The organism is Nocardioides sp. T2.26MG-1 (assembly GCF_950101795.1).
In the GTDB taxonomy this organism is placed as follows: domain Bacteria; phylum Actinomycetota; class Actinomycetes; order Propionibacteriales; family Nocardioidaceae; genus Nocardioides.
In genome coordinates this window covers 153,341-178,158 of the sequence record NZ_CATNLZ010000032.1, presented here as the reverse complement: position 1 = coordinate 178,158, position 24,818 = coordinate 153,341, and the positions used below count along the sequence as shown (strand labels likewise).

The following is a 24,818-nucleotide window of genomic DNA, read 5'->3' as shown; positions in this document are numbered from 1 at the left end:
GACGTCGACCCGCCCGAAACTTTCGGGCGGGTCAACGTGGGGGGCGCTCGGAGACGTCGTTACGGGGTCGGATCAGGCCCTCCTGCGCGACGGTGGCGACCAGCGTGCCGTCCTGGGTGAAGACCCGCCCGAACGCCAGCCCCCGAGCACCGCCCGCGACCGGCGACTCCTGGTCGTAGAGCCACCACTCGTCGGCCCGGAACGGCCGGTGGAACCAGATCGTGTGGTCCAGCGAGGCCATCTGGATGCTCGAGGGGTTCACCTTGTGCGCGGCGAGCGTCGAGCCGAGCAGGCTCACGTCGCTGGCGTAGGTGAACGCCGCCAGGTGCACGACGGGGTCGTCGCCGAGACCGTCCTTGAGCCGCACCCACATCCGGGCCCGGGAGGGGTGCGCCGGGTCGGGCTCGATCCCGCGCCGCGAGTTGCCGAGCCAGCGCACGTCGAGCGCGCCCCACTCCTTGCCGAGCGCGTCCGCGTCGGCGTTGCCGCCCCTGCGCATCACCTCGACGAGGTCGATGCCCTCCTCGGGCGGCCGCACCTCGGGCATCACGTCCTGGTGCTCGTAGCCGTCCTCGGCCCGCTGCAGGTCGAGCGACTGGTAGTAGATCGGTCGCCCGTGCTGACGGGCGACCACCCGCCGGGTCTGGAAGGAGCGCCCCTCACGGGTGCGCTCGACGTCGTAGACGATCGGCACCGAGTAGTCCCCGCCCCGCAGGAAGTAGGAGTGCAACGAGTGCACGGCGTACGCCGGGTCCGCGGTGCGGATGCCCGCGATCAGCGCCTGCGCGGCCACCTGGCCGCCGTACACCCGGGCCCGCGCCGAGTCCGGCTGGCTCCCGCGGAACAGGTCGGCGTCGATCCGCTCGAGGTCGAGCAGCGCGACCAGCTCCTCGGCCGCCCGGACCGCCTCCCCCGTCACCGCTCGCCCCGCGGCCGGATCAGCGCCTCCTGGGCCACGCTGGCCACCAGCGTGCCGTCGCGGCTGAACACCCGGGCCAGCACCAGCCCGCGCCCGCCGGACGCCGACGGCGAGACCTGGTCGTAGAGCCACCACTCGTCGGCCCGGAACGGCCGGTGGAACCAGACCGCGTGGTCCAGCGACGCCACCTGCGTCTCGGGCCCGCCGATCCGCACCCCGTGCGGCGCGAGCGCGGCACCCATCAGCGTCATGTCCGAGAGATAGGTGAACGCCGCGACATGCTGGGCCGGGTCGTCCGGCAGCGGCGAGGACACCCGCAGCCAGAACCGCTGGCGGGCGGGGTGCGCCGGGTCGGGCTCGAGGAGCCCGTCGCCGTCGGAGCCGACGTAGCGGAAGTCGACCACGTCCCACTCCGCGTCGCCCTCGGTGTCGCGGCCCGGGTCCAGCTCGCGGGCCGCGGCGCGCGCGTCGATCGCCTCCTCGGGCGGGACCACCGACGGCATCGTGTCCTGGTGCTCGTAGCCGGGCTCGGGCTGGTGGAAGCTCGCGGTCAGCGCATAGATCGGCCGGCCGTGCTGGCGGGCCAGCACCCGCCGGGTCGCGAACGACCGGCCGTCGCGGAGCGTCTCGACGTCGTAGATCGTCGGCGCCTGGGTGTCCCCCGGCTGGAGGAAGTAGGAGTGCAGCGAGTGCACGACGTACGCCGGGTCCACGGTGCGGGTCGCGGCCACCAGCGCCTGCGCGGCCGCCTGGCCGCCGAACACGCGCGGCAGCGACGAGGGCATCTGGCGCCCCCGGAACAGGTTGTCGTCGATGCGCTCGAGGTCGAGCAGCTCGACGAGCTCGTCGGCGTTCTTCGGCACCCGCGTCAGTCCTGGGTCTCGTCGGCGTCGGTGTCGGGGCCGGGCCGGTCGAGCCCGGCCAGGAACCGTTCGAACTCCTTGCCGATCTCCTCGCCGGTGGGCAGCCGCTGCTCCTGGGCCAGCAGGCTGGAGCCGCTCTCCTCGGCACGCTCGAACGCGTCGTACTGCCGCTCGAGCGCGGCGACCACCTCGGCGACCTCCTCGTTGGCGGCCAGGTAGCGGGCGATCTCGGCCTCCCGGTCCTCGGCCTCCGCGCGCAGCCCGGAGAGGTCGACGGTCAGCCGGCCGGCGATCTCGACCTGCTCGAGCAGCGCGGCGGACGCGCGGGGGTAGTCCATCTGGGCGAGGTAGTGCGGGATGTGCGCGACGAACCCCATCGCGTCGTGACCCCACTCCCCCAGCCGGACCTCCAGCAGGGCCTGGGCGCTGCTGGGGATGCGCAGCTCACCGCGCCAGGGGCTCTCGCCGGTGATCAGCCCGGGCTTGTTGGCGTGGTGCGTGATCGCGATCGGACGGGTGTGCGGCACCGCCATCGGCACCGCGCCCATCCCGACGACCCGGGTGACGCCGAAGCGCTCGACGACCTCGCGCACCGCGCGGCAGAACGCCTCCCAGCGGTTGTCGGGCTCGGGCCCCTGCAGCAGGAGGTACGGCGTCCCGCCGGTGTCGTTGAGCAGCCGCACGACCAGGCGCGGCGCGTCGTAGGCGTCGTAGTGGTCCCGGACGAACGACATCGGGGGGCGGCGGGCGCGGTAGTCGTGGAACTCGTCCACGTCGAACGTCGCGACGACCGGGCCCTCGGAGAGGTCGACGAGGTGCTGGGCGGCCCGGCCCGCGGCGTTGCCGGCGTCGAGGAAGCCGTCCAGCACGAGCACGAGCGTCAATGACTGCACGTCGTCGAGCTCGGGGACCTCGTCGACGATGTGCACCAGGCGCTCAGGCATGGGGCACAGCGTAGTGGCGAGGCCGAGGTCACATGCGGCACGGGTGACCGCGTTGTTACCGCGGGGTAACCTTCGGGGCATTCCCGATCCCAAGGAGACCCCCCGGACATGAGCGGTTCCCGACAGCTGCGAGAGGTCGTCTTCGTCGACGGCGTCCGCACCCCCTTCGGCGTCGGCAAGGCCAACGGCCAGTACGCCGAGACCCGCGCCGACGACCTCGTGATCAAGTGCATCCGCGAGCTCCTGCGGCGCAACCCCTCGTTGCCCCCGGAGCGCGTCGACGAGGTGGCCGTCGCGGCCACCACCCAGATCGGTGACCAGGGCCTGACCATCGGCCGCACCGCCGCTCTGCTCGCGGGGCTGCCGCAGAGCGTGCCGGGCTTCGCGATCGACCGGATGTGCGCGGGCGCGATGACCGCGGTCACGACCACCGCGTCCGGCATCGCGTTCGGCGCCTACGACGTCGCGATCGCCGGCGGAGTCGAGCACATGGGACGCCACCCGATGGGCGAGGGCGTCGACCCCAACCCGCGGATCCTCTCCGAGCGGATCGTGAACCCCGACGCGCTCGTGATGGGCAAGACCGCCGAGAACCTGCACGACCGCTACCCGACGATCACCAAGGAGCGCGTCGACGCCTACGCCGTGCGCTCGCAGCAGAAGACGGCCGCGGCGTACGACGCCGGGAAGATCCAGCCGGACCTGGTCCCCGTGGCCACCAAGTCCACCGACCTCGGCTGGGGCCTGGCCACCAGCGACGAGCCGATGCGCCCGGGCACGACGATGGAGTCGCTCGCGACGCTCAAGACGCCGTTCCGTGCGCACGGGAAGGTCACCGCGGGCAACGCCGCCGGCATCAACGACGGCGCCACCGCCGCGCTGCTCGCCGACGAGGAGACCGCCCGCGAGCTGGGCCTGCCGGTGAAGATGCGGCTGGTCGCCTACTCGTTCGTGGGCGTCGAGCCCGAGGTGATGGGCGCCGGCCCGATCCCGTCGACCGAGAAGGCCCTCAAGCAGGCCGGCCTCACCATCGACGACATCCAGGCCTTCGAGGTCAACGAGGCGTTCGCCGTCCAGGTGCTCGCCTTCCTGGAGCACTTCGGCATCGCCGACGACGACGGGCGGGTCAACCCGTACGGCGGCGCGATCGCGATGGGCCACCCGCTGGCCTCGTCCGGCGTGCGCCTGATGACGCAGCTGGCCCGGCAGTTCGAGGAGCGCCCCGAGGTGCGCTACGGCCTGACCACGATGTGCATCGGCATCGGCATGGGCGGCACCGTGATCTGGGAGAACCCGCACTGGACTGGAGAGGCAGCCTGATGAGCGACCTGACGACCCTGCTGACCCGCGCCCAGGAGATCTCCTCCGACGCGGAGCGCGTGACCCAGGCCCACCTGCGCAAGGTGAGCCTGCCCGGCGGCCCCGTGCTCGGGCTGATCACGCTCGACAACGGCGAGGACCACACCAAGCCCAACACGTTCGGCCCGCGCTCGCTGCTCGCGCTGAACGAGGCGATCGACGCGGCGCTCGCCGACGACGAGATCGCCGCCCTCGGGGTGACCGGCAAGCCGTTCATCCTCGCGGCCGGCGCCGACCTCACCTCGATCTCCGGGGGTGGCCCGGACGCCGTGCGCGTCGTCGCCGAGCTCGGCCACGCGGTGTTCCGCAAGCTGCAGGACGGCCACAAGCCGTCGTTCGGCTTCGTCAACGGCCTCGCGCTGGGTGGCGGCCTCGAGGTCGCCCTGCACTGCACCTACCGCACGGTGATGGACAGCGCCCCCGCCCTCGGCCTGCCCGAGGTCATGCTCGGCCTGGTGCCCGGCTGGGGCGGCGCGTTCCTGGTGCCCAACCTGGTCGGCGCCGACAAGGCCGTGACCGTGATCCTCGAGAACCCGCTCAACAACGGCAAGACGCTGTCGGGCAAGGCCGCCTTCGAGCTCGGGCTGGCCGACGCGGTCTTCTCCGGCGCCGACTTCCTGGAGCAGTCGCTGCTCTGGGCCGACTCCGTGCTCGCCGGCGAGACCGTCGTCGAGCGTCGCGGCGTCGACCGCGGTGAGGCCTGGGATGCGGCGGTGGCCCGAGGCCGGGCGCTGGTCGAGGCCAAGACCGGGGGCGCCAGCCCCGCCGCGCGTACGGCGGTCGAGCTGATCGACGCCGCTCGCGACGGCGACCGCGACGCCGGCTTCGCCCGCGAGGACGACGCCCTCGAGGCGATGTCCAAGACCCCCGAGCTGATCGCGTCGCTGTACGCGTTCGACCTGGTGCAGAAGCGGGCCAAGCGGCCCGCCGGTGCCCCGGACCGTTCGCTCGCCCGGCCGGTGACCAAGGTCGGCATCGTCGGCGCGGGCCTGATGGCCAGCCAGCTGGCGCTGCTGTTCGTGCGCCGCCTCGAGGTGCCGGTGGTGCTGACCGACCTCGACCAGGAGCGCGTCGACAAGGGTGTGGGCTACGTGCACGCCGAGATCGACAAGCTGCTCGCCAAGGGCCGGATCAACGTGGACTTGGCCAACCGCCACAAGGCGCTCGTGACGGGCGCCATCGACAAGGCCGAGCACTTCGCCGACGCCGACTTCGTCATCGAGGCCGTGTTCGAGGAGATGTCGGTGAAGAAGTCGGTGTTCGCCGACGTCGAGAAGGTCGTCTCGCCCGAGTGCGTGCTGGCGACCAACACCTCCTCGCTGTCGATCACCGAGATGGCGGCCGACCTCGAGCACCCGGCGCGGGTCGTCGGTTTCCACTTCTTCAACCCGGTCGCGGTGATGCCGCTGCTGGAGATCGTCAAGGGCGACAACACCGACGACGCCACGCTGGCCACCGCGTTCGCGACCGGCAAGGCGCTGAAGAAGACCACGATCCTGGTCAAGGACAGCCCGTCGTTCATCGTCAACCGGCTGCTCGGCCGCTTCATGGGCGAGGTCGGCCGCATCGTCGACGAGGGCACCCCGGTGCCGGTCGTCGACGGCGCGTTCGCCGGTGTCGCCCCGATGCCGCCGTTCATGTTGCTCTCGCTGGTTGGCCCCGCGATCGCGCTGCACAACAACGAGACGCTGCACCGCGCGTTCCCGGACCGCTTCTACGTCTCCCCCGCCCTCGAGCGCGTGGTGGCGGCGCGGAAGGCGTCGTACTACGGCCCCGACGGCGCGATCGACCCGGAGGTCGAGGCGCTGCTGGAGAAGCCGGCCTCCCCGGTCGTGCTCGAGCCCGCCGAGATCCGCACCCGCGTGCTGACCGGTCTGGCCGACGAGGCCCGGCGGATGATCGACGAGGGCGTGGTCGTGGCCGCCGAGGACCTCGACCTGGCGATGATCACCGGCGCCGGGTTCTCGTTCTGGAACGGCGGGCTCACGATGCTGCTCGAGCGCGAGGGGCTCGGCTCCTTCCACTGACCGTCAGGGACGGCGGGCGAGGCCGGGGAGCACCACGCGTAACGTGGTGCCCCGGCCGAGCTCGCTGTCCACCTCGACGGTCCCGCCGTGGGCCTCGATGAATGGAGCTTGCCCATGCCGGTGTCGACGACCTCGATGACGATGCCGTCGCCGAGGTCGTCGTCGCTGCGGCTCAGCGCCACCACGACCGAGCCGCCGCCGTCGGTGTACTTGATCGCGTTGGAGATCGGGTTGTCGAGCACCTGCCGCATGCGCAGCCAGTCCGCCACCGCCGGCAGCCGGTCTGGCATCTCCGTGCGCACCACGATGTTGTTGCGCTCTGCCGACGGCCCCGCCGCGTCGACCGCCTCCGCCACGACCTCGACCAGGTCCACCGGTGCGGGCTGCAGGCGCAGGCTGCCGTCGGAGACCTCGCTGACGAGCAGCAGGTCGGCCAACAGGGCCTGCAGCCTCTGGGCGTGCCGCTGCACCACGCGCATGTGCGCCGCGGCCTCGTCGTCCAGGTCGTCGCGGTCGAGCAGCAGCTTCGAGGTAGCCCAGCACCGCGGTCAGCGGCGTCCGCAGCTCGTGCGAGACCGCGGCCACGAACTCGTCCTTGACCTGGATCGCCCGGACCAACTCGGTGATCTCCTGGTAGGCGAGCGCCGCGCCCCGCGGCTCCCCCGACGGCCCCCGCACCTGTCGCGCGAACGTGGAGTAGGCCTGCCGGGTCGCGGGATCGCTGCCGACCCAGTAGGTGTAGTCGTCGAACTCCTCGCCCTGGACGGCGCGGTACGACGGCATCTCCTCCCGCGTCATCCGCCGCTTGCCGTCGAGGCTCGTCCGGCCCGATCAGGAGCGCCCGCTCGTAGAGCGCCAGGTCGGTGTCCAGGTCGTCCGGGTGCGTGAGCTCCTGGAACCCGAGACCGCGGCGGGCGCACGGCACCGGGCCGCCGCGAACCCGAGGGTGCGTGGCGGCCCGGACGTCCTCCGTCGGCCCGGTGGCCGTTACTGACGGGTCAGTGACGAGCCCGCAGACGGTGGACGTGGTGCGTGGGTTCCGCCACCAGCTGACGCGCTGTCGCCAGCACCCACAGGGCGACCATCGACAGGACGAGCACTCCCAACATCATCTCGCTCGCCGCGATGATCGCGGTCAGCCCCCCGACGAGCGCACTGGCGCCCAGCGTGGAGGTCACGGCCACGAACCAGACGGGGGTGTGGTCGCGTTCGCCCGCGCCGTACATCTCCGTCATCCGGTCCCCGGTCGCTGTGCAGCCGACCACGCCCAGCGCGAGCACCCCCAGGGCGATCACCCTGATCGAGGTGCTCTGGAACGCGGTGCCGGTCGACCACAGCAGGTACCCCGCCGTTGCGGCTGCGACGGCGAGGGCGGCCGCGCCGTCCCTCCAGGTAAGTCGCATCGTGGTGCACCTTCCTTCTGGCCGTCTCCCACGTTCTCGCCGCGCCCGGGTGCCGCGTAGGGCAGAAAGGCCCGTCCCGTCCCGGCCTTTCGCCACCGGGGGGCGTCGGGGTTGGATGGGCGGATGAAGCGTCCGCTCCTGCCCGCCGTCGGTGCCGTCTGCGTCGTCCTCGCACTCGCGCTCGGGACGTCGCCGACGGTCGCCGCGCCCGGGCAGGACCGGGTCGTGAAGGCGCAGCAGCGGCTCAACGACCTCGGCTGCCAGGCGGGCCCGGCGGACGGCCGGCTGGATGCGCACACCCGCTCGGCGGTGCTGCGCTTCCAGTCGCGCCAGGGTCTCGCCCAGAACGGGCGTCTGGACGAGCGGACCCGGCGCAAGCTGTACGCCGAGGGCCGCTGGGAGGCGGGCCGCTGCGACCAGCGTCCGGTGCCCGGCCACTCCGGGCGGGGCCGCCGGATCGTGATCTCGCAGCACCAGAACTGGGTCTGGCTGGTCGGCCCCGCCGGCCGGGTGGTCGCCGAGGGCGGGATGGTCGACAACCCCCGGGTGCTGCGCCGGGGCGCCCACGCCACCGGTTCCTACTGCGGCCGGGCAGCGCGGATCAGGCTCAACCAGTCCACGAGCGGGTCGGTCTGGCTGGACGACTTCGTCCGGTTCGCCCCGTGCGGCATCGGCTTCCACCGGATCCCGCGCTCGAAGGCGAACGGCAGACAGATCCACGCGGACTGGCTGCTCGGCACCAACCTGGCGGAGTCGCACGGCTGCATCCGGCTCAGCCGGGAGATGTCCAGGAGGGTGTGGGACTTCACCGTCCGGCGTACGCCGGTGCGGGTGGTCTGACGCAGCACCTGGCCGCGCGAGGCCCGCGAGCGAGGCTCATTCGCCGGCGCCGACCGATCAACGGGTCGATCGGCGTAACCAGACAGGACGAAGTCGCTTGTCCGCGATCACCCACGCCTGACTGCTGCGGCCCTCGCCCAACTTGTTCCTGTCCGACGAGGCACGACCCCTGGTGGGCACCTGACGAAGCACAGAGTCGACGGTTGCGGCGGGTGGTTTCGAGGCTCGCTTCGCTCGCACCTCAACCACCGCGCAGGCGGCTTCGCTCGCACCTCAACCACCGCGCAGGCGGCTTCGCTCGCACCTCAACCACCGCGCAGGCGGCTTCGCTCGCACCTCAACCACCGCGCAGGCGGCTTCGCTCGCACCTCAACCACCGCGCAGGCGGCTTCGCCCCTAGTGGAGCCCGGCTTCGTAGGCGGCGATCACGAGGTGGACCCGGTCGCGAGCGCCCAGCTTCGCGAGGATGCGGCCGACGTGCGTCTTGGCGGTCAGCGGGCTGACGACCAGCTCGTCGGCGATCTCCTGGTTGCTTCGGCCCGCGGCGACGAGCCGAAGCACCTCGCGTTCGCGCGTCGTCAGGGTGGCCAGCCGCTCGGGCGCAGGCGCGTCGGGGTGACTCAGCGCGCGGGTGATGACCGCCCTCGTCGCGCCGGGCGACAGCAGCGCCTCTCCCGCGGCGACAGTGCGGATCGCGTCGAGCAGCGCGTTCGGACGGGTGTCCTTGGGCAGGAATCCACACGCCCCCGCGCGCAGGCCGCGCAGGACGTTGATGTCCGTCTCGAACGTGGTCAGGATGAGCACCTTGCTGCCGCTCGATCGATCGTCGGCGAAGATCTGCCGAGTCGCCTCGATCCCGTCGGTGCTGGGCATCCTGATGTCCATCAAGACGACGTCGGGGCGCAGGTCCCGGGTCAGCGTCACGGCCTCGTCGCCGGTGCCGGCCTCGCCGACGACCTCCATGTCGTCAGCCGAGTCGACCAGCAGCGCGAAGGCGCCGCGCACGAGAGCCTGGTCGTCGGCGAGCAGGACCCGGATCACGACGACACCCGCCAGGTCTCCGGCACCGGCAGGGTGGCCCAGACCTCGAATCCTCCGGACTCGCCCGGCCCGGCGGACAGCTCGCCGCCGACGGCCTGCGCCCGCCCTGTCATCCCGGCGATCCCGAAGCCGGACGACGCCACGGTCGAGCTCGGTCGCGCGGGCCCGTGATCGACGACCGCGATCGTGAGTCGGTGGCCGTCGTGGTCGAGCCGGACGGTCGCCTGCTTGGCCGTCGAGTGTCGGATGACATTGGTGAGCGACTCCTGGATGATCCGATAGGCCACGACCGAGACCGTCGACGGCAGTTCGTCTCGCAGTCCGTCAGTCTCCACGTCGACGCGAACACCAGCCGCCTCGGCCATCTCCACCAGGCGCTGCAGTTCGCCGAGATGGGGTGCGGGCTCCGTCGGCTCGCCCTCACCGCCATGCAGCACGTCCAGGACGGCACGCAGCTCGTGGAGGGTGGTCCGGCTCGTGTCCGACAGTTGGTGCAGCGTGATCGACAGCTCCCGCAGCGACGGTTCCTCCCGCCTCGGCAGCTGGTCGATGAGGTGCGCAGCGACGGACGCCTGGACGTTCACGACCGCGAGGCCGTGCGCGAGGACGTCGTGCAGCTCGGCAGCGATCAGGATCCGCTCCTCGGCGACCCGCCGCTCGACCTCGTCGGCACGCTCCTGCTCGAGCCGCGCGGTGACGGCGGTCGTCCAGTTCTGACGGAAGCGGACCGCCAGTCCGGCGAAGAAGGCCATGAACAGCCAGCCGACGCCGAGGAGAGCGTTACCAAGTGCCCCCGACGCGGCGACGACCGGCAGGATCACCGCGGCCACCGCCACCAGGGCGGCGTAGGCCGGTCGCGGTGGCTCGCTGTGGCGCGCCGCCGTGAAGGCCGCCACCACCAAGACCGGCATCGCGGCCTCGTGGGGATAGTCGAGCATGTGGTACGGCGTCGACACGGCGAGGACCGCGAGGACCACGGGGATCGGCCAGCGCCGGCGGACCAGCAACGGCGCCGACATCGCGGCCAGGAGCGCGATCGCCCACAGATCCACGCTTCGCTCGTCCAGAACAGTGACCGCCTCGAGCGTGATCGCGATGGCGACGCCGAGCACGAACGACCCGGCCGCCAGCAGCCGATCGGCCGCTGGCGGACGGAGCGCCATCATCGTTCACACACGGTCATCGACACTGTCCTCTCCCGTGCGCCAGAGCTTGCTGGGCCACCAGATCCGCGACCCCATCGACATCGTCAGTGCGGGAACCACGATGGACCGCACCAGCAAGGTGTCGATGAGCACGCCGACCGCGACCAGTATCCCAACTTCCACGAGCATGACGAGCGGCAGCGAGGCGAGCACCGCGAACGTCGCCGCCAGCACGACGCCGGCCGAGGTGATCACGCCACCGGTCACCGCGAGGCCACGCTTCGTGCCGTCGACAGTGCCGTGCCGGGCTGCTTCCTCACGCACCCGGGTCATCAGGAAGATGTTGTAGTCGACACCGAGGGCGACCAGGAAGAGGAACCCGATCAGGGGCACCGACGACTCCAACCCGGCGAAGCCGAGCACCTGGTCGAACACCAGGTTGGACAGCCCGAGGGCTCCGAAGAACGACACCACGACAGTGGCGACCAACACGAGTGGAGCCACGATCGCCCGCAGCAGCAACCCGAGGATGGCGAGCACCACCAGCAGGATCAGCGGCATCACCAGTATGCGGTCGCGCTGGTTGGTCTCGGTCTCGTCGAGCTTTTCGGCACTCGGCCCGCCGACCAGCGCGGCCTCACCGGCGACCTCGTGGACATGCTCCCGCAGCCGCTTGATCGTCGCCGTCTCAGCCGCGCTCTCCGGCGGGTCGACCGGGATCACGGAGATCTCGACCCAGTCGTCGCTGGCCCGGCCGATCTCGGCCTGGGCGACCCCCAGCGTGCTGCTCACGGCGGCCAGGACCTCGTGACTCTTGTCCGGCGGGCTCATCACGGTGAGCGGCTGACCGCTCTCGTCGGGGTACTGCGCCTCGATCAGCTTCGCCCCGGTCACCGACTCCGGTGCCGAACGGGCGAACTGGTCCAGCTGCGGGAGCGAGCCGCTGACACCCACGGTGCCGAGCGCGAGACCACCCAGGACCAGGAGCGGCGCCGCCCAGCTGACGACGCGCCGGCGCGCGACCAGCTCGCCGAGCCGAGTCCACACAGATCGAGAGCTGTGTGCCTCAACCCCGCGCCGCGGCACGAACGGCCAGAAGACCCGACGCCCGAGCACCACCAGCAAGGCCGGGAACAGTGTCAGCATGACGAGCAGTGCGGACCCGATGCCCGCCGCACCCACGGGGCCGAGTCCGCTGGTGCTGTTGAGATCCGCGGCCAGCAGGCACAACAGTCCGGCCGCCACCGTCGCCGCCGAAGCAAGGATCGCCGGGCCGGCCGCACGCAGGGCCGCCAGCATCGCGTCGATCGGCCGCTCGTGGTGGTGCAGCTCCTCGCGGTAGCGAGACACGAGAAGCAGGGCGTAGTCGGTGCCCGCGCCGAAGACCAGGACGATCAGCAGGGCCGAGCTCATGCTCGTCACGGTGAGGTCGAAGACCTGGGTGAGTGCGTACACGACCCCCATCGCCATGAGCGCCGCGGCCCCGACCGACGTGAGCGGGACCAGCCACAGCAGCGGACTGCGGTAGGTCAGGATCAGCAGGAGCGCGACCACGACCGCCGTCACGAGCATCAACGTGGAGTCGACGGCATCGAAGACCTCGTCCATGTCGGCCCCGAGCGCGGTCGGGCCCGTGACATAGGCGTTCAGGCCCTCCGGCCGGTCGGCGAGCAGGTCACGCGCGTCCGCGGTGGCTCCGGCCTCCTCTGCGACCGCCTCGCGGTCGAGCGGCAGCGAGTACATCAGGGCCGTGCCGTCGTCGGACTCGACGATCTGGGGCGGTGTCTCGGTGTCGTTGCCGAATCGCCCCGCCAGCTCGGCCTGGCCGCGCACGACCGCATCCCGATCGCCCGGTCGGAGGCCGCCCGGTCGTTCGTACGCGACCACGAGCAGGCCGTTCTCACCCCCGGGAAGCTCGTTCTCGGCCAGGAGCACCTTGGTCGACTGCGCGCTGGCCGGTAGGTAGTCGACCTGGCCGTCGCGGGTCACCGAGTCGAGCTTGCCGGCCAGCGAGTAGCCGCCCACCAGCAGCCCGACCCACACGGCCAGCACGAGCCAGGGCAGCAGGGTCTTGGCCGGTGATCTCTTCGCCCGGGTATCGGCATCGGTGGGGTCAGGCGCTCGCAGTCCAGTGGTCATGGCGATCAGGCTGTCAAGCCGGCGGGCCTGACGCGTCTGGCCACGGCAGACACCTCGCCGTACTCCGCGCGGAGTACGGCGTCGGCTTCAGATGAGCTCGCCGAGGACCGTGGGGATGACAGGCGGGAGCTCGCGGGCGAGGTACCCGACGTGCCCGATGCTGCCCGCCAGCCGTTCGCCGGCGCGCGCGTGCAGGTAGGCGCCCCACACCGCGGCCTGCGCCGGCTCGGCACCGCGCGCCAGAAGCCCGGCGACGATCCCGGCCTGCACGTCGCCCGATCCGGACACCCCGAGGCCCGGTCCGCCGCCCTCGACGACCCACGACCGGCCGGCCGGGTCGAGGACGAGCTTGTCCTCGGCCCCGACGAGCACGACGACGCCCGACCTGCGCGCGACCCCGGCGGCGGCCTCGAGCCGCTCCTGCCTCGTGCCGCACTCCCCCTGCCCGGCGAGGTGGGCCAGCTCGGTCGGGTTGGCCGTCACCACGGCCCGCCCGTGGAGGTGCCGGAGCCCGTCGGGACGCTTGGTCAGGTACGCCGTACCGAGGGCGTCGAGGACGACCGGCACACCCAGGCGCGGCAGCACCGCCGCGAGCAGCGCGTCCGCCCTGTCGGGGTCCTCGAGCCCGGGTCCCGCCAGCACCGCGTCGGCGGCCTCGGCCCGGTCGACCACCTCGGCCGCGGCACGCGGGTCGATCCGCCCCTCCTCGTCCTCGAGCAGCCCGACCACCTGCGCCTCCGGCACCGCCACGGCCAGCGCGGTCGCCGCCGATCCGACGGTGGCGACCGCGAGCTTGCCGGCCCCTGCCCGGAGCGCGGCCAGGCCCGCGAGCAGGGCCGCACCGGGTGTCGAGGCGCTGCCACCGAGCACGAGCAGGTCGCCGCGGTCGTCCTTGCCGACGCCGGGCTCCGACAGGGGCCAGGCCCGCAGCAGCGCGGGCATGACGACCTCAGGCCCCACGCCTGCCCACCCGGCTCTCCTCGTGCGTGACCTCCGCGTCCTGGTCGTCGACGGCCCGGGTGTCGGCGAACGTGTCGAGCTCGAACCGGTCACCGGCCCGGTGGAACCGGGTCAGCGAGGCGTTGGGGATCTGCACCTGTCGGTCGATGTCGAGCAGGCTGGGCTCGTCGATCCCCTCCAGCGCGTAGCGGAACGCCATGATCACGGCCTGGTGGGTGAACAGCCACAGTCGCTCGCCGTCGTACCCGTGCCGCAGGTCGCCCAGGAGGCTGCGCACCCGCAGCACGACATCGGCCCAGCTCTCGCCGCTCGGGGGCTGGTAGTAGAACTTGCCGAGCCGGGTGCGACGCTCGGCCTCCTCCGGGTAGCGCGCCCGGATGCCCCGGCCGGTCAGCCCGTCGAACACGCCGAGGTCGCGCTCACGCAGGCGCTCGTCGTACGACACCGACAGGTCCAGGGGCGCGGTCGCGAACCGCGCGGTGTCGGCCGCTCGGCGGTACGGCGAGCTGAGCACCAGCGTGGGACGCCAGTCCTGCTCGGCGCCGGTCACCCACCGGCCCACCGCCTCGGCCTGCTCGACCCCGGTGTCGGACAGCTCCACGTCGGCGTCCCGGTCGTCGAGGTCCAGTCGCTCGGCACCCGACTCCCGGGCGGTCACGTCGGCCCGGTTGCCGACGCTCTCGCCGTGTCGGACCAGGGTGATGCTGGCGGGGCCGCTCTGCCATCGAGGTTCCACGGGCCTCTCGTACCCACCCGGCCCCGCACCGAACGTGGCCGGGTCGGCGAGGAGCTCGTGATCACCGCCGCCTGAGCGGGCTGAGGCCGCCGGTCGATCGTCGAGGCACCAGAAATGGCATTCTGGGTGCCTCGACGACTCAGTCGACCTCGACCGGCGCCACGGCCTCACCCCGCTCCCTCAGCCCCACGCGGCTGTGGGTGCGGCCGTAGAGGAAGTAGATGATGAAGCCGAGCGCCATCCAGATCAGGAACCGCAGCCAGGTCTCGATCGAGAGGTTGAGCATCAGGTAGACGCAGACCAGCGCCGCCAGGACCGGCACCGCCGGGCTCCACGGGACGTGGAACGCGCGGTCGAGGTCGGGCCGGGTATGCCGTAGCACCGGAACGGCCAGCGCGACGAGCGTGAACGCGGTCAGCGTGCCGATGTTCACCATCTCCTCGAGCTTGCCGATCGGGGTCAGCCCGGCGATGACCGCGACGGTCAGCGTGATGGCGGCGGTGATCCGGATCGGCGTGCCGGTGCTCGGGTGGGTGCGCGCGAACCTCGGCGGCAGCAGTCCGTCGCGGCACATCGCGAACACCACGCGGATCGCGCCGATCAGGAGCGTCATCACGACCGTCGTCAGGCCCGCGACGGCGCCGGCCGCGATCAGCGTCGCGAAGCCGTCCCGGCCCACCGACGTGAACGCGCTCGCGAGTGCCGCGTCGGGGTCGATCTTGTCGTAGGGCACCATCCCGGTGATCACCAGCGCCACGGCGACGTAGAGCAGCGTGCAGATGGCCAGGGACCCCAGGATGCCGCGCGGCAGGTCGCGCTGCGGGTTGCGGGCCTCCTCGGCGGTGGTCGCCACGACGTCGAAGCCGATGTAGGCGAAGAACACCACCGACGCCGCGGAGATGATGCCGAGGACCCCGAACGTCTGTGGCTCCACGCCGAACGCCCATTGGATCAGGGGCTGGGTCAGGCCGCTGGCCTCGATCGGGTCGGCGGCGTCCGGGATGAACGGGTCGTAGTTGGCGCCGGAGACGTAGAAGAGGCCCGCGACGATGACGAACAGCACGATGAAGAGCTTCACGCCGACGAGCACGAGGTTGACCCGGAGCGACTCCTTGATGCCGATCGCGATCAGCGCCCCGAGCACCGCGACCAGCAGGATCGCCGCCAGGTTGACGTGGCCCCAGCCGAAGTCGGAGGCGGGTCCGATCGACGCCGGCCAGGTGATGCCGATCTCGTCGAGGAAGGTCACGAGGTAGGTGCTCCACCCCTGGGCGACCACGGAGGCACCGAGCATCAGCTCGAGCAGCAGGTCCCAGCCGATGACCCAGGCGACCAGCTCGCCGAGCGTGGCGTAGGAGAACGTGTACGCCGACCCCGCCACCGGCACCGTGGAGGCGAACTCCGCGTAGCACAGCGCGGCGAGCGCGCAGCAGATCGCGGCGATCACGAACGAGAACACCACGCCGGGGCCGGCGTACTGGGCGGCGACCCGGCCGGTGAGCGTGAAGATGCCCGCACCGATGACGACACCGATGCCGAACACGGTGAGGTCGATCGCCGTGAGGTTCTTCTTGAGCTTGAACTCCGGGTCCTCGGTGTCCTCCAGGGAGTGCTCGATGGACTTCGTGCGCATCACGCTCATGAGGCCACCGTTACCGCTGAACCCCGGTCCGAAACCGATCCGACCGGACAGCGTGATCTGGGGTCAGCCGACCGCCTCGTAGAGCGAGACGATCAGCCGGTCGGCCTGCCGGGCGAGCTCGCGGGTGCTGGTGCCGAACTGGTCGTGCAGCACGGTGTCGGGGTCGGCTCCGGACCCGCTCATCGCGTCGAGCAGCCGCCAGGGGGCGTCCTCGCCGTACGCGTCGGCGAGGTACTCCACGGCCCACCAGGCGAGGCCGTAGTGGGCGTCGGAGTCCTCGTCGTTGAACGTCGCGTCGTCGGGGAGGTCGTCGACGCCCGCCTCGGCGGCGGCCACCGCGGCCTCGGGGATGCGCCGGTCCTCGGGCGCCAGCGGGCGCACCGAGACGTACTCCGCGAGCCCCTCGGAGAGCCACACCGGTGCCTCGTCGTCGCGGGTGCCGACCGCGACGTGCGTGAGCTCGTGACGCACCAGCCGGTCGCGGTCGGGGCCGGGGTCCGCGACCATCCGCGGGTTCAGCACGAAGCGGGTGCCCTCCCCCGCCGGGAACGCCACCGCGTCGAGGTCCCCGGGGTCGTCGCCGGGGACGTCCTCGAGCCCGTCGAGGAACGCCGGGTCGGTGAGCGCGTAGACGACGACCGTCCCGGGCCAGTCGTAGGGCACCTCGGCCGAGACCGTCGCGATGCCGGACTCCACCGAGGCGATCAGCGCGGGGGCCTGGTCGACGCTCTCGGGGTCGAAGACGCCGAGCACGCCGTCGCCCTCGCGCACCTCGACCGGGCCGGTGTCCCAGGGCTGGGGGTCCGACTCGGTCGCCGCGGTGAGCCGGAAGCGGCGGGGGTGCCGCGGCGTCGGTGCGAACCGATAGCGCGCCTCGCGGGTGACCGGCGCGGCGTCGTACCCGTCGAGCTGGAGCGACTCGGTGACGGTCACCCGGTAGGCGTCGCCCTCGCGGACCAGGCTGCCGGGGTCGGCGCGGTAGGACAGTTGCGCGACCGGCAGCTGGGTGACGTTGCCGAACCACGTCTCCTGCCGCTCCCGGAAGGCCGGGCCGCCGCCGACGAGCCGGGCGAACGCGTCGCCGTCGGCACGGCGGACGACCCGCGCGCGGGCGTCGAGTGCCCGGCCGAGCGCCTGCACGACGTCGGTCGGGGCGGCCGCCGCCGGCGGCGCGGGGTCGCCGTCCGAGCCGGAGCAGCCCGTCAGCGCCGCCGCGGCCAGGAGGCTGGCCAGCGCGGCGCGGAGAGGTCTAGGTCGTCTGCTCGACATCGATGGGAGAACGACCCTCGGACAGCGAGGTCATGTCCTCCACGATGCCGAGCGCCAGCGCCTGCGGGGTGAGGCCGATCCGCTCCAGGATCGCGGCGCGCTTCGCGTGCGTGAGGAACTGCTGCGGGATGCCGTGCAGCCGGAACGGCGTGTGCACGCCGGCCGCGTTGAGCGTCTGGAGCAGGACGGCGCCGCAGCCGCCGGTCTCGCCGTTGTCCTCGATGCTGACCACCAGCCGGTGCTCGCGCGCGAGCTCCACGATCGCCGGGTCGACCGGCTTGACCCAGCGCGGGTCGACGACCGTGACGCCGATGCCCTGGGCGACCAGCCGGTCGGCGACCTCGACGGCGGTCGTGGCCATCGCGCCGACAGCGACCACGAGCACGTCCTTGGTGCCCTTGCGGACGAGTACGTCGGCTCCGCCGGCGCGGCCGACCGCGTCGATGTCGGCCGGGGGCGGGCCCTTCGGGAAGCGCACCACCGTCGGGGCGTCGTCGACCTCGATGGCCTCGTCGAGCAGCTCGGCGAGCCGGGTCGCGTCGCGCGGCGCCGCCAGGCGCAGGCCCGGCACGACCTGCAGGATCGACATGTCCCACATGCCGTTGTGGCTGGCGCCGTCGTCGCCGGTGACCCCCGAGCGGTCGAGCACGAACGTGACGCCGCACTTGTGCAGGGCGACGTCCATCAGCACCTGGTCGAAGGCCCGGTTGAGGAACGTGCCGTAGAGCGCGACCACCGGGTGCATGCCGCCCATCGCGAGGCCGGCCGCCGAGGCCGCGGCGTGCTGCTCCGCGATCCCGACGTCGAAGGTGCGGTCGGGGAACCGGGCCTGGAACACGTCGAGCCCGACGGGGTGCATCATCGCCGCGGTCATCCCGACGACGTCGGGCCGGCGCTCGCCGATCTCGACGATCGCGTCGGAGAAGTAGTCGGTCCAGATCCGGCCCTTGGGCTTCTCGGCGCCGGTCTGCACGTCGAACGGCCCGGGTGCGTGGAACTGGTCGGCCTCGTGCCGCTCGGCGGGGTCGTAGCCGTAGCCCTTGCGGGTGATCGCGTGCACGATCACCGGTCCGTTGAACTTCTTGGCCTGCGCGAGCACCTGCTCCATCGCCGCGCGGTCGTGTCCGTCGACGGGGCCGACGTACTTGAGCCCGAGGTCCTCGAAGAGGCCCTGCGGCGCGAGCGCGTCCTTGAGCCCCTTCTTCATCGCGTGGAGGGCGTCGTACGCCGCCGGCCCGACGCCCGGGACCGCGTTGAGGCGCCGCTTGACCATGTCGAGCACGTTCTCGTAGCGCGGGCTGGTGCGCAGCGAGGTGAGCGCCGTGGCGAGACCCCCGATGGTCGGCGTGTAGGAGCGGCCGTTGTCGTTCACGACCATCACCAGGCGGCTCTTCTTGGCGATCGCGATGTTGTTGAGCGCCTCCCAGGCCATGCCCCCGGTCAGCGCGCCGTCGCCGATGACCGCGACGACGTGGCGGTCCTCGCCGCGGATCGTGTAGGCCTTCGCGAGGCCGTCGGCGTAGCTGAGGGCTGTGGAGGCGTGGGAGTTCTCCACGATGTCGTGGTCGGACTCCGCCTGGCTCGGGTAGCCGCTGATGCCGCCCTCGCGGCGCAGCGTGCCGAAGTCGGCGGCCCGTCCGGTGACGAGCTTGTGCACGTAGGCCTGGTGGCCGGTGTCGAAGACGATCCGGTCGCGCGGCGAGTCGAAGACCCGGTGGATCGCCAGGGTCAGCTCGACCACGCCGAGGTTGGGTCCGAGGTGGCCGGTGTTGGTCGCGACGGTGCGGATCAGGAGGTCGCGGATCTCGCTCGCGAGCTGGTCCAGCTCGGCGTCGCTGAGACCACGCAGGTCACGCGGGGACGTGATCGAGTCGAGAAGGCCCATAGCGATCGAGTCTACGTGTCTACAGGTCCACAACCGCGACCGCGGGCTCGTGCAGGCTGCCGAGCCAGAGCCGGCCGTCGTGCTCCCGCACACCGGTGACCATGTGGTAGCCCGTGGCCGGCAGGTCGACGTCGTGGACCCGGCGTCCGGTGTCGTCGAAGGCGATCGCCCGGACCGTGCGCTTCGGCTTGGGCTGGAGCCGCTCGGGGACCCGGGTCACCGCCTTGCGCAGCGGCATCGGGGCGTGCTGGAGGCGCTCGACGACCGGGTCGGTGGGGCTGGCGATCGAGACCCAGATCAGCCCGTCGCTCCCCCGCGCGATGTTGTCGGGGTAGCCCGGCAGATCGTGGGCGAGGTGGTCGCGGGTGCCGGCCCGCTCCCCCGTCAGCCACCAGCGGACCACGGTCCGGGCGCCGGTCTCCGCGACCGCGACGTACGACTCGTCCGCGGCCAGCGCGACGCCGTTGGCGAACGCCAGCCCGTCGATGACCACCTCGACGGTGCCGTCGGTGCCGAGCCGCGCGAGCCGGCCGGTGCGGGTGTTCTGGACGAAGTCGTCCTTCCACCGGTCGATGCCGTAGTGGCGGGAGGAGTCGCTGAACCACACGGTGCCGTCGGCGGCGACCGCGGCGTTGTTGCAGAACATCATCGGCGTCCCCCCCAGGCGGTCGGTGACGGTCTCGACGCCCCCCGTGCGCGGGTCGACGCGCAGCACGCCGCGGCGGGCGTCGCACACCAGCAGCCGCCCGTCCCGGTCGAGCTCGATGCCGAGCGGGCGGCCGCCGGTGTGGGCGACCCGGTCGATGCGCTGCCCGTCGTGGGAGACCCGGAAGATGCTGCCGTCCTCGGTGCCGGTGAACACCGCGCCCTCGTCGGGCCCGGGTCCGGCGACCACGACGTCCTCGGCTCCGGCGGCGGGCACGGGGTACACGGTGAGGTCCATGGGAGACATCAGAGCAGTGACAGCGCCACTCGCACCAGGTCTCGATAGCTGCCGGAGGCCGTGAACTCGGGGACGATCCGGCTCGCGGAGGCCGTCAGGTCGAGAGCCTGCGCCCGGTCGGGATCGACGAACACGATCTGCCGGCCCTCCCCCACCACGATGTCGGCGTCGGCGAGCGTGGTCGCGGCCACCCACACCTGCACCTCGTCGAGCGTCCCGTACGCCTCGTGGAACACCTCGGTGTCCAGCCACAGGCTCAGCTCCCCGGGCGCCAGCCGGATGCCGGTCTCCTCCTCGAGCTCGCGGTACGCCGCGGCCTCGAACTCCTCGCCGTCCTCCACGTGACCGCCCACCAGCCCCCACCGCTCCGGGTCGATCACCGGGTGCTCGTCACGCTCCTGCAGGAGCAGCCAGCCCCGTTGGTCCACGAGCAGGACGCTGGCGAACCGGTGCATGCCGCCACGCTATCCCCGGCCTACGTCCGTGGTGGCACCCGGTGGTTGAGGTGCGAGGGCCGCCAGGCCCGAGCCTCGAAACCACCGCCCGGCGCACGGTGGTTGAGGTGCGAGGGCCGCTATGCCCGAGCCTCGAAACCACCCCCGCGGGCCGGCGTACGTCAGCCTTGCACGGTGGTTGAGGTGCGAGGGCCGCTAGGCCCGAGCCTCGAAACCACGCCCGCAGGCGGACGTACGTCTGCCTTGCACGGTGGTTGAGGTGCGAGGGCCGCAAGGCGACGCACGGTGGTTGAGGTGCGAGGGCCGCTAGGCCCGAGCCTCGAAACCACGCCCGCAGGCGGACGTACGTCAGCCTGCGGGTCCGTACCTGGTTGCGGTGGTTGAAGGACGAGGGGCGTGGTCGCCGTTCGCTGTGGTCACCCGAGGGTGGTCACCGCCGGCGCCCGGCACCAGGTCGGCATGTGGTTGACGTGCTGTGGTCGCCGTCGTAGACCCGGGATTCCGCCTGCCGACATCCCCCACCTCACGACCCGGAAGATTTTACCTTCGACTTCGCCAGGGCCCTGTGGAACAAGGGGATTCCGGCCCTGCGATGTCGGTGGCCTCTGCTGGGATGGACACATGGCAGCCACCCCGCTCGTGCACCCGGACCTCGACGGTCCCCGGGCGCTGCTGGCTGCCCTTGAGACCACGCAGTCGGAGCTGGACCGGCACGAGATCGCCAAGTTCGAGCTGGCCGTTGAGTGGGCCACCGCCCACCCCGCCGACGGGCTCGACGACGCCGCGACCATCGACGGCTCCGAGGGCGAGCTCGCGATCGCCGGCCCCGGCGCACCCCTGGTCGCGGAGTTCTGCATCGCGGACTTCGTGCTCGCGGTCGGCCTGACCACCGACGCCGGACGCAGCTACCTCGGCGACGCGGTCGAGATCCGCCACCGCCTCCCCCGACTGTGGGCCCGGGTGATCGCCGGCACGGTGCCGGTCTGGCGGGCCCGCCGCATCGCCGCCCACACCCGGTCCCTGCCCGCCGAGGGCGCCGACCACGTCGACAAGCACCTCGCCCCCCTCGCGCACCGGCTGTCCTGGGCCCAACTGGAGCGGACGGTGGAAGCCGCGCGGGCCACGTTCGACCCAATCGAGGCCGAGCACCGCCGCCTGCTGGCCGCCGACGGCCGGTTCTGCGACGTCGACACCACCCAGGTCTCCCTCGACGGCACCATGGCGGTGCGCGGTGAGCTCGACCTGGCCGACGCCCTCGACCTCGACCACGCGTTGAGCGAGGGTGCCCAACAGCTCGCCGACCTCGGCTGCACCGAGACGTTGGATGTCCGCCGCGCGATGGCCGCCGGCGCCCTCGCCCGCGGCGACCTCATGCTCCAACCAGACACCACCAGCGAGCCGCCGCGGCCGACGCCGACCCGGCGGGGCCGGGAGCTGGTGATCTACACCCACCTCTCCGAGGGCGCCCTCGCCGGCGTGGAGAACACCCGCAGCCAGGTCCTGGTCGCCCAGGTCGAGTCCTGGTGCGCCACCGCCACCGGACCCGTCACCCTCCGACCGGTGCTGGACCTGACCGAGCACCTCGAGGTCCCCGGCTACACCACTTCACCCCGGCTGCGTGAACAGGTCCTACTCACCCACCCCACCTGCGTGTTCCCCGGCTGTTGCCGGCCATCCCGGGGCTGCGACCTCGACCATGCGATCGCCTGGGCCGACGGCGGCCCGACCTGCTCATGCAACCTCGTCCCCCTCTGCCGCTTCCACCACCGCCTCAAGACCCACGGCGGCTGGACCCTCCACCGCACCGGCCACCGACACTTCACCTGGACCAGCCCCCACGGACGCACCTACACCCGACATACCTGACCACCCGACCCCGCCGGCCACGGCCCGCGGGGTCAGAGCCATGCCCAGGAGTGCCGTTGATCGAGTTCACTGCGGACGTAGTTCCATTCCGGCGAGGCCGCCGCGCCTCGAGCGGCCCGGCCAACGTGCGCCGGTGCTGGACCTGGCGGAGCACCTCGACGTCCCCCGACTACGCCCCTTCCGCCGACTTCACGAGCAGGTCTTACTGACCCGTGCGATGTACGTGGTCCCCGGCTACTGCCGCCCGTCCCGGGCCTTCGATCTTGATCCTGTGATCCCGTGGTGTGTAGGCGGGCCGATCTGCTCCTGCAGTCTCACAGGGTGCTAGTCCGTCCCGCCAGGTCGCTCGCGCGGTTGCCTGGATGATCTGGAGAAGTTGGGTGGGCGCCGTGGCAGCGTTTGTACTTCCGGGTGCTCCCGCAGGGGCAGAGGTCGTTTCTGCCCGGCTGCGAGGTGATGTCCCTTGAAACCGAGGGTCCGGAACTGGCGTGCTCACCAGACTCGCTGAGCTGTGCTTCTTCAAGGCTGATGAGTTTGTCGATCTGCTCCTTCGTGGGCGAATCGCCTGCAGCGCGCTGCTGAAGCACAAGACCGATGACTGCGATCAGGAGACTGATGAACGCGAGAACGAAGTTGGGGTCCTGCCACTTCGACCCCGATGCCGCAATGCCAGCCTCCGCCAGACTCTGACGGGCCCGCTCAACGTCGTGATTCTCGCTGGCCCGCTCAAGGTCCTGCCGCAGAGAGTTGAGGGTGCCGTCGTCCGCCTCCGAGATGAACTTGGCTACTCGACGAAGTCGCCCGCCCACGGTTGAAAACGTGCCATCGCCACCTCCGGTCGCATCGAAGCGTCGATGGCAGCGTGGACACTCGACTGCGACGTTCATTCCGTTCCCGACAAACGTCACGGTGTCGAGATCCAAGCCAATCGGAAACGAATGCCTACACGTGACGTTCGGACAGTTGACAATCGTGACCACGACCGCATCGTAGGTCCGGTGGTCTCGGACTAAGCGAGAGCCGCGCGCCCTCTTGACCAGAAGTAGCAAGGTAACTCGGAGCGCGATTCGCGTTGCGGTCGTGGGTTGGTTCCTGTCCTCTCGGGTCCGCAGGGGCCCGCGCGGCCTGCTGCCTCCGCGGACGCGTGGTTTCGAGGCTCGCTCCGCTCGCACCTCAACCATCGTGCTACGCGGACCCGGTCACCACTGGGCTCTCGTCCTTCAACGGCGACCACAGCACGTCGACCACCGCCGACCCGCAGCCGTGCGCCGGCGGTGACCACCCTCGGGTGACCACAGCGAACGGCGACCACGTCTCCTCGGTCATCGCCACCGCCACCGCCGTGACTGGTAAGCGGGTCACCGAGCTGCACTGGCAGGCTGGGACCCATGGTGCGCCCCGCCCGCCTCGTCGCGGCTGTCCTCGGACTCCTCCTGCTCGTCCCCACGACGGCGACAGCGGCGCGGCCGGACGGGCTCGAGGTGACCGGCTGGATCCTGCAGACCAGCCCGGACCGGCTGGTCGCCCGCAACGCCCACGGGCTGAGCACGCTGAGCGTCGCCGGCGTGTCCATCAACGCCACCGGCAGCCGGGTCGGCGGGCCCAACGAGAACGCCCAGCGACTGCTGGCCGCGGCGCACCGGCACGGACTGGCGGCCGAGCTGCTGCTGAGCAACTACAGCGACCGGCTCGAGGACTTCGACCGGGTGGCGCTGCACCGGATGCTCTCCGACCCCGCGAAGATCGCGTCGGTCGCCAGCCGGGTCGCGGCGGACGTCACCGACCAGGGCTGGGACTCGGTCAACGTCGACCTGGAGGGAGTGCGTGCGAGCGACGCGGACGGGTTGGTGACGCTCGTGGAGGAGCTCCAGGCCCGGATGCCGGAGGAGCGGACGGTCTCGATCGACGTCAGCGCCTCGACCTCGCTGCGCGTCTACCGCGAACGCGGCTACCTGCTGGCGGACCTGGCCGAGGCCGCCGACGTGATCGCGGTGATGACCTACGACATGCACGGCCCGAGCTGGTCGGCACCGGGCCCCATCGGTCCGCTCCCCTGGCAGCGCGACGCGCTGGACGCACTGCTCTCCGTCGTACCGGCCGAGCAGGTGCTGCTCGGCGTCTCCGGCTACGGCTACAGCTGGCCGACCAGGGGTACCGGTCGCAGCCTCACGCTGCGCCAGGTGCGCGGCCTCGTCGCCCGCGACGGCGCCACCGCGCACTGGCGGCCCAAGCTGGGCGAGTGGACCGCGCGGCTTTCGAACGGGACCGTGCTGTGGTGGTCCGACGCGCGGTCGTACGCCCGCCGCGTCGAGCTGGCCCGTGAGTACGGCGTCCGCGGCCTCGCGGTCTGGCGGCTCGGATCCGCGGACACCCTGCGCTGAC

At 71.9% G+C, this 24,818-nt stretch carries 20 protein-coding genes and 2 pseudogenes; 5 read left to right on the top strand and 17 right to left on the bottom strand.

Annotated elements, in window-relative coordinates; translation table 11 throughout:
• Positions 1–31 precede the first annotated feature (31 nt).
• Genes QQZ14_RS15860 through QQZ14_RS15850 form a run of 3 tightly spaced genes read right to left on the bottom strand, consistent with a single transcriptional unit; the run spans position 32 to position 2,726 of the window.
• Complete coding sequence (locus QQZ14_RS15860; RefSeq protein ID WP_284535325.1) at positions 32–919, bottom strand: acyl-CoA thioesterase; 888 nt, start codon at positions 917–919, stop codon at positions 32–34.
• Positions 916–1,782 (bottom strand): acyl-CoA thioesterase, encoded by an 867-nt coding sequence (locus QQZ14_RS15855; protein ID WP_284535324.1) that lies wholly within the window; start codon positions 1,780–1,782, stop codon positions 916–918. The genes QQZ14_RS15860 and QQZ14_RS15855 overlap by 4 nt, the downstream gene beginning before the upstream one ends.
• Before the next feature lie 5 nt (positions 1,783–1,787).
• Positions 1,788–2,726: a proteasome assembly chaperone family protein gene (locus QQZ14_RS15850; protein WP_284535323.1), complete on the bottom strand. Its 939-nt coding sequence runs from the start codon at positions 2,724–2,726 to the stop codon at positions 1,788–1,790.
• A gap of 108 nt (positions 2,727–2,834) precedes the next feature.
• On the opposite strand from QQZ14_RS15850, the gene QQZ14_RS15845 reads away from it, so the two are divergent.
• Positions 2,835–4,046, top strand: a complete 1,212-nt coding sequence (locus QQZ14_RS15845; RefSeq protein WP_284535321.1) for a thiolase family protein — start codon at positions 2,835–2,837, stop codon at positions 4,044–4,046.
• Positions 4,046–6,112, top strand: a complete 2,067-nt coding sequence (locus tag QQZ14_RS15840; RefSeq protein ID WP_284535320.1) for a 3-hydroxyacyl-CoA dehydrogenase NAD-binding domain-containing protein — start codon at positions 4,046–4,048, stop codon at positions 6,110–6,112. Before QQZ14_RS15845 ends, QQZ14_RS15840 begins: the two co-directional genes overlap by 1 nt.
• A gap of 122 nt (positions 6,113–6,234) precedes the next feature.
• On the opposite strand, the pseudogene QQZ14_RS25430 reads toward QQZ14_RS15840, so the two are convergent.
• The 3 genes and pseudogenes from QQZ14_RS25430 to QQZ14_RS15835 form a co-directional block, all read right to left on the bottom strand.
• Positions 6,235–6,363: pseudogene (locus QQZ14_RS25430) on the bottom strand (hypothetical protein); the annotation flags it as partial.
• Between the two features lie 274 nt (positions 6,364–6,637).
• Positions 6,638–6,895: pseudogene (locus tag QQZ14_RS25425) on the bottom strand (histidine kinase dimerization/phospho-acceptor domain-containing protein); the annotation flags it as partial.
• A gap of 215 nt (positions 6,896–7,110) precedes the next feature.
• Positions 7,111–7,515: a hypothetical protein gene (locus tag QQZ14_RS15835; protein ID WP_284535319.1), complete on the bottom strand. Its 405-nt coding sequence runs from the start codon at positions 7,513–7,515 to the stop codon at positions 7,111–7,113.
• Between the two features lie 123 nt (positions 7,516–7,638).
• On the opposite strand from QQZ14_RS15835, the gene QQZ14_RS15830 reads away from it, so the two are divergent.
• Positions 7,639–8,355, top strand: coding sequence for a L,D-transpeptidase family protein (locus QQZ14_RS15830; protein WP_284535318.1), 717 nt, complete (start codon positions 7,639–7,641; stop codon positions 8,353–8,355).
• A 396-nt stretch (positions 8,356–8,751) separates the two neighbouring features.
• Here QQZ14_RS15830 and QQZ14_RS15825 read toward each other — a convergent pair whose 3' ends face one another.
• From QQZ14_RS15825 to QQZ14_RS15780, 10 genes are all read right to left on the bottom strand, one after another.
• Positions 8,752–9,396: a response regulator gene (locus QQZ14_RS15825; RefSeq protein WP_284535317.1), complete on the bottom strand. Its 645-nt coding sequence runs from the start codon at positions 9,394–9,396 to the stop codon at positions 8,752–8,754.
• A complete protein-coding gene (locus QQZ14_RS15820) occupies positions 9,393–10,562 on the bottom strand; it encodes a sensor histidine kinase (RefSeq protein ID WP_284535316.1) in 1,170 nt (389 codons plus the stop codon). The genes QQZ14_RS15825 and QQZ14_RS15820 overlap by 4 nt, the downstream gene beginning before the upstream one ends.
• Before the next feature lie 3 nt (positions 10,563–10,565).
• Positions 10,566–12,680, bottom strand: a complete 2,115-nt coding sequence (locus QQZ14_RS15815; RefSeq protein ID WP_284535315.1) for an MMPL family transporter — start codon at positions 12,678–12,680, stop codon at positions 10,566–10,568.
• Positions 12,681–12,767: 87 nt separating this feature from the next.
• A complete protein-coding gene (locus QQZ14_RS15810) occupies positions 12,768–13,622 on the bottom strand; it encodes an NAD(P)H-hydrate dehydratase (protein WP_284535314.1) in 855 nt (284 codons plus the stop codon).
• A gap of 7 nt (positions 13,623–13,629) precedes the next feature.
• Positions 13,630–14,376 carry a histidine phosphatase family protein gene (locus QQZ14_RS15805; RefSeq protein WP_284535313.1) on the bottom strand — a complete coding sequence of 249 codons (747 nt, stop codon included), beginning with the start codon at positions 14,374–14,376 and terminating at the stop codon, positions 13,630–13,632.
• A gap of 139 nt (positions 14,377–14,515) precedes the next feature.
• Positions 14,516–16,018: an amino acid permease gene (locus QQZ14_RS15800; RefSeq protein WP_284535312.1), complete on the bottom strand. Its 1,503-nt coding sequence runs from the start codon at positions 16,016–16,018 to the stop codon at positions 14,516–14,518.
• A 63-nt stretch (positions 16,019–16,081) separates the two neighbouring features.
• The gene (locus QQZ14_RS15795; RefSeq protein ID WP_284535311.1) at positions 16,082–17,287 is read right to left on the bottom strand and encodes a hypothetical protein; all 1,206 of its coding nucleotides are present in this window, start codon (positions 17,285–17,287) and stop codon (positions 16,082–16,084) included.
• Positions 17,268–19,172, bottom strand: coding sequence for a 1-deoxy-D-xylulose-5-phosphate synthase (dxs, locus tag QQZ14_RS15790; protein ID WP_284535310.1), 1,905 nt, complete (start codon positions 19,170–19,172; stop codon positions 17,268–17,270). The genes QQZ14_RS15795 and dxs overlap by 20 nt, the downstream gene beginning before the upstream one ends.
• A gap of 19 nt (positions 19,173–19,191) precedes the next feature.
• Positions 19,192–20,115, bottom strand: coding sequence for an SMP-30/gluconolactonase/LRE family protein (locus QQZ14_RS15785; RefSeq protein WP_284535309.1), 924 nt, complete (start codon positions 20,113–20,115; stop codon positions 19,192–19,194).
• A gap of 8 nt (positions 20,116–20,123) precedes the next feature.
• Positions 20,124–20,570, bottom strand: a complete 447-nt coding sequence (locus QQZ14_RS15780) for an NUDIX domain-containing protein (RefSeq protein WP_284535308.1) — start codon at positions 20,568–20,570, stop codon at positions 20,124–20,126.
• Between the two features lie 621 nt (positions 20,571–21,191).
• On the opposite strand from QQZ14_RS15780, the gene QQZ14_RS15775 reads away from it, so the two are divergent.
• Positions 21,192–22,436, top strand: coding sequence for an HNH endonuclease signature motif containing protein (locus QQZ14_RS15775; protein ID WP_284535307.1), 1,245 nt, complete (start codon positions 21,192–21,194; stop codon positions 22,434–22,436).
• Between the two features lie 314 nt (positions 22,437–22,750).
• Here QQZ14_RS15775 and QQZ14_RS15770 read toward each other — a convergent pair whose 3' ends face one another.
• A complete protein-coding gene (locus tag QQZ14_RS15770) occupies positions 22,751–23,416 on the bottom strand; it encodes a YecA family protein (RefSeq protein ID WP_284535306.1) in 666 nt (221 codons plus the stop codon).
• A gap of 408 nt (positions 23,417–23,824) precedes the next feature.
• On the opposite strand from QQZ14_RS15770, the gene QQZ14_RS15765 reads away from it, so the two are divergent.
• Complete coding sequence (locus QQZ14_RS15765) at positions 23,825–24,817, top strand: glycosyl hydrolase family 18 protein (RefSeq protein WP_284535305.1); 993 nt, start codon at positions 23,825–23,827, stop codon at positions 24,815–24,817.
• Position 24,818 lies beyond the last annotated feature (1 nt).